10 protein-coding genes are annotated in these 8531 nt (G+C 50.8%); all 10 read right to left on the minus strand.

What is annotated here, in order from left to right:
- On the minus strand, positions 1–360 hold a 360-nt coding region (locus tag LLF78_03925; protein ID MCE5201643.1), incomplete at its 3' end, for a histidine phosphatase family protein.
- Positions 361–548: 188 nt separating this feature from the next.
- Positions 549–2294 carry a [FeFe] hydrogenase, group A gene (locus LLF78_03930; protein ID MCE5201644.1) on the minus strand — a complete coding sequence of 582 codons (1746 nt, stop codon included), beginning with the start codon at positions 2292–2294 and terminating at the stop codon, positions 549–551.
- Between the two features lie 26 nt (positions 2295–2320).
- Positions 2321–4111, minus strand: coding sequence for an NADH-quinone oxidoreductase subunit NuoF (gene nuoF / locus LLF78_03935; protein MCE5201645.1), 1791 nt, complete (start codon positions 4109–4111; stop codon positions 2321–2323).
- A 20-nt stretch (positions 4112–4131) separates the two neighbouring features.
- The gene (locus tag LLF78_03940; GenBank protein MCE5201646.1) at positions 4132–4509 is read right to left on the minus strand and encodes a (2Fe-2S) ferredoxin domain-containing protein; all 378 of its coding nucleotides are present in this window, start codon (positions 4507–4509) and stop codon (positions 4132–4134) included.
- A gap of 28 nt (positions 4510–4537) precedes the next feature.
- Positions 4538–5014 (minus strand): NADH-quinone oxidoreductase subunit NuoE, encoded by a 477-nt coding sequence (gene nuoE, locus LLF78_03945; protein ID MCE5201647.1) that lies wholly within the window; start codon positions 5012–5014, stop codon positions 4538–4540.
- Positions 5015–5343: 329 nt separating this feature from the next.
- On the minus strand, positions 5344–6093 hold the full coding sequence (locus tag LLF78_03950; protein MCE5201648.1) for a PHP domain-containing protein: 750 nt from the start codon (positions 6091–6093) through the stop codon (positions 5344–5346).
- Between the two features lie 8 nt (positions 6094–6101).
- Positions 6102–6437, minus strand: a complete 336-nt coding sequence (locus tag LLF78_03955) for a serine kinase (protein ID MCE5201649.1) — start codon at positions 6435–6437, stop codon at positions 6102–6104.
- The gene (locus LLF78_03960; GenBank protein MCE5201650.1) at positions 6434–7753 is read right to left on the minus strand and encodes a 4Fe-4S dicluster domain-containing protein; all 1320 of its coding nucleotides are present in this window, start codon (positions 7751–7753) and stop codon (positions 6434–6436) included. The genes LLF78_03955 and LLF78_03960 overlap by 4 nt, the downstream gene beginning before the upstream one ends.
- 42 nt (positions 7754–7795) lie before the next feature.
- Complete coding sequence (locus LLF78_03965) at positions 7796–8221, minus strand: anti-sigma regulatory factor (GenBank protein ID MCE5201651.1); 426 nt, start codon at positions 8219–8221, stop codon at positions 7796–7798.
- Positions 8222–8224: 3 nt separating this feature from the next.
- Entirely contained in the window at positions 8225–8527 is a 303-nt protein-coding gene (locus LLF78_03970; GenBank protein ID MCE5201652.1) for a transcriptional regulator, read from the minus strand.
- Positions 8528–8531 lie beyond the last annotated feature (4 nt).

Here is an 8531-nt window from a genome sequence, read left to right on the forward strand (position 1 = left end):
TATGCTGTCAAAGGAACACCCCCGCGCCTCATAAAGTTCATCCCATGTTTCACGCACTTCGTCAAAACTCCTGCCCTCCCAGTCGCCCAAATTTATCTCACGAAGACCGGGGATTTGGGTTATTTCAGCCTTGCGGTCAGGAATAATAAGTTCTGCTGTGTGTAATGCCCTTTGCATGTCGCTTGAAAATATATGGTCAAAATGAATGTTTTTCAAATCCTCGGACAGTATCATTGCCCTTTCTATACCTTCATCAGAGAGGGGGTAATCCGTGAATCCGTAAAACAGCTTACCTTTGTACGGCAACTCCGGTTTTGCATGACGCACAAAGTAAATTTTCTGAGATTCATGTTTAACCAAAAAAACAACTCCTTCTTCATCATCGCAATATAAAACTATCAAAGATAATTCTACTCGTTTTTTGCAAATATAGCGTCAGTACGATGCGCATAAACTATGGCGGACCTGATGATAAAGTTGCTGTTATATGTGAAAATCGGAGGGCCGAATGGCCCCCCGATATGGTTGATTTGTTTATTTCTGTCTTGCTAGACTTCTCTCGGCTGTGCGTTGTAGTGCGTGTGGAGAAAGCGGTGAGATTTTTCGCCGAGCGGCTTGCCCAGCCAATTGTTGTATAGGGCGGCGATATCCGGGTTATTATGGGACTGACGGATAGTTTTTGTTTCATCCACCCGGTAAATAGCAGCCGTACGTGCCGCACGGATCTCCGCATTGACGGGCTGAGGCTGGCCGCCGCCGCCGATGCAGCCGCCGGGGCATGCCATGATTTCTATGAAGTGGTAGTCCGCTTCGCCTGCACGGACCTTATCCATAAGTGTCTTTGCGTTTTTAAGAGTATGTGCGACCGCAAGTTTCACGGTGACGGTCTCTCCGTTGATTGGTACATCAACGCTTGCTTCCTTGATGCCCTCCATGCCGCGGACCGGTGCAAAGCAGATCCCCGGAAGGTCCTTGCCGTCGTTGAGGACTGCATAGACAGTGCGAAGCGCTGCTTCCATAACTCCGCCAGTTACCCCGAAGATTACCGCAGCACCTGTAGATGTTCCAAGAGGGCTGTCGTAGTCTTCTTCAGGAAGGTTCTTGAAATCGATGCCTGCGCTCTTTATCATCCTGGCAAGCTCGCGGGTGGTGAGCACTGCGTCTACATCCGGTATCCCGGGGTTGCTCTGAAGCTGCGGACGGATGCGCTCGGCCTTCTTCGCCGTACATGGCATGATCGAAACACTGAATATCTTTTCGACAGGAATCCCCTGGGACTCTGGCCAGTATGTCTTCGTCAGCGCGCCGAACATTCCCTGCGGCGACTTTGCTGTTGAAAGGTGCGGAAGAAGGTCTGGGTACTTCATTTCGATGAAGTTGATCCAGCCGGGAGAGCAGGATGTGATCATCGGAAGTGTGCCGCCATTGAGCACACGATGAAGGAATTCATGTCCCTCTTCCATGATCGTAAGATCTGCGCTGAAGTCGGTGTCAAAAACCTTGTCAAAGCCGAGTCTGCGGAGAGCCGCAACCATTTTGCCTGTGACGATCTCACCAGCAGGAAGGCCGAGTGCCTCGCCAAGTGCTACGCGGGTCGCCGGTGCGGTCTGCACTATTGTGTACTTATCTGGATCGCCAAGTGCCTCGAATACGCTCTCAGTGTCGTCTTTTTCGCAGATAGCCGCTGTCGGGCATACAGCTGAGCACTGTCCGCAGTATGTGCAGGTGACTTCATCAAGACCATAGCTGAATGCCGGGTCAACGATGGTTGCAAATCCGCGGTTTATGAACGCGTAAACGTCAAGCCCCTGACGCTCGTGACATGCCCTGATACAGCGCCCGCAGAGGATACACTTGTTGGCGTCACGGACGAGGCTCGGATTTGATTCATCCTTCTTTGCATTGCGTTTCTCGCCTGTGTATGGAATTTCACGTATACCAAGGTCTGCCGCGATCGTCTGAAGCTCACAATCTTTGTTCTTCTGGCAGGTGAGGCATTCCAGCGGGTGGTTCGCAAGCAAAAGTTCAACTACTGCCTTTCTGGTCTCGCGTATTTCCGGAGTGTTTGTGTTGACGACCATTCCGTCGGATACTGGATATACACATGCCGCGCCTAGAGCGCGCGCGCCTTTGATCTCAACTAAGCAGACGCGGCAGGCTCCTTCCTTGCTCAGCTCAGGATGGTAGCAAAGCTGAGGGATGCGGATTCCGGCCAGGGCGGCTGCTTCGATTACGGTGTAATCATTTGGAACAGATACTGTTTTGCCGTCTATAGTAACCTTAACAAGTTCCATATTGTCTGTCTCCCCTCTCCCCGAAATTATCCGCGAACTATTGCCTTGAACGGGCACTTTGTCATGCATGCGCCGCACTTGATGCATTTGTTCGGGTCTATCGTATGCTGACCTTTGATCTCCCCGGAGATGGCCTCAACCGGACAGACCTTCTTGCAAAGGCCGCAGCCCTTGCAGTCAGCGGTTATCTTATAGCCTATAAGGGTCGTGCATGCACCCGCAGGGCATCTCTTATCCCTGATATGTGCCTCATATTCATCCCGGAAGTAGCGGATAGTGGACAGTATCGGGTTTGGTGCAGTCTGCCCCAGTGCGCATAGGGCACCGGCTTTGATCGACTTGGCTAGCCTTTCGAGTTTTTCGATATCGCCTTCCTGTCCTTTGCCTTCTGTAATTGCAGTCAGCATTTCAAGCATACGCTTGGTCCCTTCGCGACAGGGTGTGCATTTGCCGCAGGATTCGGATTGTGTGAAGGTGAGGAAGAATTTTGCAAGATCTACCATGCAGGTTTCCTCGTCCATTACGACGAGGCCGCCGGAACCCATCATTGCTCCTGCGGCGATGAGTGAATCATAGTCTATCGGTGTATCGAGAAGCGATTCCGGCATGCAGCCGCCGGAGGGTCCGCCGATCTGGACACCCTTGAACTTCTTGCCTCCGATGATGCCTCCGCCGATATCAAATATGATCTCGCGCATTGTGATCCCCATCGGAACTTCGGCAAGGCCGGTGTTGTTTATTTTGCCGGTAAGGGCGAAGACCTTGGTCCCCTTTGATTTCTCGGTACCAAGCTTTGCAAACTCCTCTGCGCCCACACGGAAAATGTATGGGACATTTGCGAATGTCTCAACGTTATTGATGTTGGAAGGTTTATCCCAAAGTCCTTTTACTGCCGGGAACGGCGGACGGGGGCGCGGCATTCCGCGTTTGCCTTCGATAGATGCCATAAGCGCTGTCTCTTCTCCGCAGACAAACGCGCCGGCGCCTTCCTTTATGTGGATGGTAAAATTGAATCCTGTGCCTAGTATGTTCTGGCCGAGGAGCCCTGCCTCCTCAGCCTGTGATATGGCGTGCTTCAGACGTTTGATCGCCAGTGGATACTCTGCGCGGCAATAGATATAGCCTTCGTCGGACCCTATTGCATATGCACCGATCGCCATGCCCTCGAGGATCGCATGCGGGTCACCCTCAAGCAGGGAGCGGTCCATGAATGCGCCTGGGTCACCCTCGTCTGCGTTGCAGATAATGTATTTTTTGGGCCCCGGTGACTTTGCGCAGAACATCCACTTCATGCCTGTCGGGAAGCCGCCGCCGCCGCGACCGCGCAGACCGGTTTTCTTCATCTCTTCTACGACTTGTTCCGGCGTCATTGTCAGGAGAACTTTTGCAAGTCCTTCGTAACCGTCGGCGCCGATGTATTCTTCGATCGATTCGGGGTTTATGTGCCCGCAGTTCTTAAGGACGAGACGGTGCTGCTTCTTGTAGAATGCTATATCGCTGTAATTGGGGACTTTTTCTGAAGTAAGCGGTTCCTTGAAAAGGAGGCGAGATACGACGCGTCCCTTAAGCAGATGTTCTTCCACTATCTCCGCTACATCCGCAGGTGTCACGTGGGTGTAGAAGGTCCCCTCCGGATATATGATCACCAGCGGACCGCCTTCGCAGAATCCCTGGCAGCCTGTCTCAACAATTTTGATTTCTTTGTCTAACCCCTTGGCCTTGATTTCTTCTTCAAAATTCGCAAGGACATTTCTTGATCCGGAAGCTGTGCAGCCTGTTCCGGTGCAAACCAGTACGTGAGCTCTAGCAAGAGCCATTAGAATTCCTCCCTCCAGATCTATTCATTGCTGGGGATCTTAGCTATAACAAGATCCTCAACTATATTTCCGTTTACGAGATGATCGGCGATTATGCGCGGGACATCCTTGGGTGACACGGGGCCATAAGTCACTCTATCTTCTCCTGGACGAACAACGTCAAGAAGAGGTTCCTTCTGGCACATACCGATACATCCTGTCTGGAGAACGGCGACATTCGTGAGGTTGCGCTTAGCAAGCTCCTCGAGTACAGCTGTCATGACTGCGCGTGCACCTGCCGCTATCCCACATGTCCCCATTCCGATGATGATCTGTGTGTCGCTATTCTTCCTGGTTTCAGTATTATGCTGAGAAGTTTCCTTTATTTTGCGAAGCTCTTCAAGACTCGTAATTTTCATAAAAAACACTCCTTTTTTCGACCTGAAGTTATGCGTACTTGTCCAGAATCGGACCTACGGAATCAGGAGTAAGTCTGCCATACGTGTCGTCATCCACCATAAAAGTGGGTGCCAGACCGCAGGCCCCAATACATGCGACTGTCTCAAGGGTGAATTTGAGATCCGGGGTCGTTACCTTACCCTCCGCAAGACCGAGCTTATCTCTGATTGCCTTAAGGACCGCCTTTGCGCCGCGAACGTGGCAGGCTGTTCCCTGGCATGAACGGATGATGTACTTCCCACGCGGTTCAAGGTGGAACTGCGCGTAGAACGTTACAACCCCGTAAATCTGACTTATCGGCACATCGATCTCTTTACTGATCTTAATAAGAACATCTTTCGGAAGATATCCGAAGATTTCCTGTGCCTGCTGGAGCATGGGAATGACACTTCCCTTCGTTCCGCGGTATTTGTCGAGGAGCTGATCCAGCTGCTCCCACGCCTTTTCCGACACATTCTCTACCATAAAACGCACCCTCCTTATTTTCTCTTCGGACCCTCCCGTCCGAAAAGTGTAAATAGAAACGAGTAACTGTAACGGTTGTTGTTCAACACACTTAAATGAGCCTTATAGAAAGGCCCATCTTTGACACTGCATCATGTACGGTAATATTTGCGAAAAAGTACACAAAGCATGAGTATTATACCCCACATCTAATAACAACCGCAACAGACCGGACAATTTTTTGTTGAATTATGGTCTGATGTGCGCATATTTCTTCAGATATATTTTTGTGATGAACAAAATCTAATTTCTGCGAAAAGATAGCAGTAATTTTTTGCGGCCGTTCTGTATTACCCCCACGGCCATGGGATCCGCCTGCCGTTTTTACCTTGTATCGCCATTTTGATCTCTTTGAAAGAAGGTTCTTCAAGCATCATCTTAGTACAATTTTCGCGTGATATGTCGCTTAGCGTATGCGAATCAGACGAACGTATAAATGTTCTCCCCCGGTACCTTTCGCGCCATTCGGCCGCATGGTCAGAGTTTAGCCTGCAAGACAGTTCAAATGCATCTGCAGGATAATCCTTAGGCATGGGGCCCAGCACCGCAGTGTAAGAAAAAGCAGGTCTATCGACGTGGGCAAGAATCGCAAGTCCGCCGAGTCTCTGCGTTTCGGCGACGATCTGGTCCACCTCATAGCCGGCGCCCTGTATCAAAAGGATATCTTCCTCTTTTATGATGTTGTTCTCTGCGTCTATAACGACCTGATACCCGAAATGCTCCGTATCGTTTTTTATAGGGCGGATCTTCTTCCAAAGCCAGTCCTTGTACCCAAGCGCAGTGTCATAATCAGGGAATACACAGAGAACGTGTATATCCTCCGCACTTTGGGTCTCAATACATGGAAAAACTACCGGATTACCGGCTGCCGCAACTGCAATGGCGGGATAGTTTTCACATGTGTTATGGTCGGCAATCCCGATAATATCAATGCCAGCCTCCCTGGCTTTTGCCGTGATGTCCGGCGCCCCCATTTCAAGTTCGCCGCATGGAGAGAGGACAGTATGTATGTGAAGGTCGACCCAGAAAGGTTGCAGCAATGTTTCAGCTACTCCCCGAACCCCAGTGAGGCTAATTTTATACAGGTCCCATAGATGGTGTCTTTAACAGAAGCGACGCAAATATTCTCTTTCAGACAGCGTTCAACAAGATCATGCGGCGGTTTACGCCCCGAGGCGATTATGATCATTGGCAGATCCTTCAGCACGGCGACCGCAGCAACATTAAGGTGTGCCTGTATAGTTATCCATACTGCCCCTTCGGGAGCTGTCCCCATGACAAAGCTCAGCAGATCTCCCACCGTTGCCTTTGATATTTCCCTGTTGATATTTCCGGGAGCCTCTACTTCAGCGTTAAGTGTTTTACAAAGTTCTCCTATCGTCAATTCTGTCCACCCTTTCTTTTAAGCGCATGAGGCTGTGCCTCTGAAAGTTTGGTAATTTCGTTTGCAAGTGCCGCTATCCTGTCCCTGAGTTTGAATATACAGTCTGTTACCGATCCATGTCCTCGGACTATCTCTTCGGCCATAGCCTGGCACGAGGGCCGTCCGCAGGAACTGCAGTCAATATGAGGAAGGCCGCTGTATATCTCCTTCATCTGCTGCAGTTTGGCCATTGCGTCGGCTATGTTGTCAGAAAGCGGCGGACGCGGCCGGGGGGCAAATTCTTTGGTGATAGACCAGAAGTCCATAGAGTAGAGTTCTTCGGTCCGGGCAAGCTCTTTGGGTGTTATAGTCCAGTCCGTCTCGATATTTCCCATACGCAGATTTGCGAGAAAGCGGGAGTCTGCCGTGCCTACGCCTCCTACGCAACCGGTGTCGCAGACGCGGCACTCGATGAAGTCTACGCCGCGTAGACGTCCAAGTTCAAGTTCCTGGAGCACGTCAAGCGTGTTGCGCATGCCGGAGACGGCGAGGACCGTAAGTTTCCTGTCTGAAAAAGCCTGTACATGTCGAGCTTCTCCGCCGCGGCGTGCCCATGATATCCAGCGGTTGTTTCTCCTTTTTGCTTCGCCGCCCTGGCCGGAAGAGACTTTGTCAGCAGCCATGATACTGCGTGCCACGCGCCGTACAGTGACTCCGTAGTCAATGTGGGATCTCTCCCTCCCCTGCGGTTCATGAACCATCGTTATCTTTGCTGGACATGGAGCGAGCAGGGTAAGTGGGACCGTACTGTTGGTGCGCATCCTCCAGAGATCCGCCGCCAGTTCAAGCGGAGTATCAATAGGTATGACCCTTGAAAGGAGTTCCGGAAAACGGGATTGTATCATACGGAGAACGGCCGGACAGTAGACGGATATCAATGGAAGCAATGCTTTCGTGTGGCGGTTTATCAACTGGGCTGTCGCGTAGGCAGAAAGGTCAAACGCGTCCTCTTCTTCATCAAGCAGGACATTAAGGTCAAGCGATTCCAGGGCATCCTCGAGCATCTCAGGAGTGCTGTAGTGGCTGAACTGTGAGAAGAAGGACGGATCCGCTATTATTGTCGTCCTTGATGATTCCTTTATCCTGTTCCAGTCATCCTCATCTATTCCTAGCGCCTTTCGGCTGCATGAGCGCAGACATTCGCCGCAGTCGATGCAGAGCTCGGCTATTATGCTTATCTCCCCGTCAACGACCCGTATTGCTTCGGTCGGACAGACTCTTATGCAGTTGACGCAGCCTTGGCATGTTTCTTTTGATATTTTTATGCTGTGCCTCATTCCATCCACTCCCTCGTAACAGCACGTATAAATGCTGCCGTATTACTTGAACAGTATCGTGGCCTTCAGCGTGGTTCCCTTTCCTGGCGTTGAATCTATTTCAAATATATCGCTGTTGCGTTTTATATTAGGTAAGCCCATACCTGCGCCAAAACCCATTTCCCGCGCCTGCTCGGATGCGGTTGTAAAACCTTCGGTCATCGCTTTTTCTATATCAGGTATGCCGGGTCCATTGTCTATGGCGAACAGCTCAAGTCTGTCCTCGGAAATCACAGCCCTGAGCGTTCCTCCTCCGGCATGTATGACAAGGTTCATCTCTGCTTCATAAGTTATCACCGCGGCCCGGCGACAGAAATCCGAAGCTATACCGAGCATCTTAAGAGTGTTCTTTATATTATTCGAAGCAGTTCCCGCAACCATATAGTCGTTGCCCTCGATTTTATATTCAAGGCAGACAGGATCGCCCACGGTTCATGCTCCCTGCGGGGTATAACTGGGCTTGATTCCCCTTGCGTATAAGATGCCGCATGTCTGATACATGCTGTACTTCGTAAGAAGAACGGGAATTCCGTTTTCCTGTGCGAGATTAAGCGTTTCTTCCAGCGGCACCTTGCCTCTCACGAATACGATTGCAGGGATGTCCAGCATTTGCGCCGTTCTGATTATCTGCACATTTGTAAGTCCTGTCAGAAGCAGGGCGCCGGGTGAACAGAAGGCAAGGACATCGCTCATAAGATCGCATGCATAGGCATGGGGAATAATTATCTCTTCCAGTTTT

It is taken from the genome of Synergistaceae bacterium, from assembly GCA_021372895.1.
In the GTDB taxonomy this organism is placed as follows: Bacteria; Synergistota; Synergistia; order Synergistales; family Synergistaceae; genus JAJFTP01.